A 1,173-nucleotide genomic window follows, 5' to 3' on the forward strand; every position below is an offset into this window, starting at 1 on the left:
AGCCGCTGGCGGGTGGCCTCGCGCTGGTCGATCCCGACCCGAACATGCTGATCGCTTTCAACGCCGCGCCCGGCACGGCGGCTCCCGAAGGCAAAGGGCCCTACGGCGCTTACGCCCAGGCGCTCGCCGAGATGATGCGCGATGGCGGGCTGTCGCTCGAGGATGTGTTCGACCGCACGCGCCTGCGCGTCAATGAGGTGACGCAAGGCGCCGAGGTGCCGTGGGACGCTTCGAAGATCGATGCGCCCTTCGTCTTCTTCGACCGCGCGCCGGATGCGCCGGCGCCGAAGGTTTCCGAAGCCGAATCCCAGGCCGACCGCACCAGGGAGATCCGCGACTTCGACGCCCATGACGCCTATGTCGCGGCCCTCGATCGCGACACGATGCGCGGCTACGAGGATTTCCTCGTCGCCTATCCGCACGATCCGATGGCCAGGCGCGTGCGCGCCATCATCGCGGCGCGGCGCGAGGCGATCACCTGGCGCCAGACCTGGATGCGCGATACGCCGGAGGCCTACTGGTCCTATCTCGAACGCTATCCCCACGGCCCGCATGCCTGGGACGCCCGCCGCCGTCTGGAGCATTTCGACGCCGAGCTGGAGCCGCCGCCGAGCTTCTCCGTCATCGTCTATGACGTGCCGCCGCCTCCGCCGGAGGAAATCGTCTATGTCGACCGTCCGGTGCTCTATTTCGATGATCCCGATTTCGATTTCGAGCCGCCGCCGCCGGTCGCGGTGATATTCCTGCCGCCGCCTCCGCCTGACTTCGTGGTGCTGGCCCCACCGCCGCCGCCCGTCGGCATCTTCGTCCTGCCATCGCCGGCCTTCGTGCCGTTCCCGAGATGGATCAACCCGCCGCATGACATCGTGCCGCCGCCGGACAACATCATCTTCAACAACATCCACAACACGACCGTCATCAACAACACGACGATCAACGAGAACAACCAGGCAGGGCAGGGCGGCGGCCTCACCACCGGCCAGAAGCTGACCGCCGGCGCGGTTGGACTGGGCGCCGCCGCCTTGGCCACCAAGGTGGCGCTGCCGCCGCTGCTGCAGAAGCGGGCGGCGCTCCAGCAGGGCAAGCAACCGGGCCTGGTGGCGCCCCTGGGAACGCCCTTGTCGAAAACGCTTTCGACCGATCATGCCCTGCCCGGGGCCAACGGCAAGACTC

General features: G+C 68.0%; 1 protein-coding gene. It reads left to right on the forward strand.

Translation table 11 applies throughout. From position 1 onward, the window contains the following. Positions 1–1,173: caspase family protein (locus tag EOD07_RS35140; RefSeq protein ID WP_206519661.1), on the forward strand; the 1,173-nt coding region annotated here is incomplete at both ends.

The sequence above is a fragment of the Mesorhizobium sp. M2C.T.Ca.TU.002.02.1.1 genome, assembly GCF_003997225.1.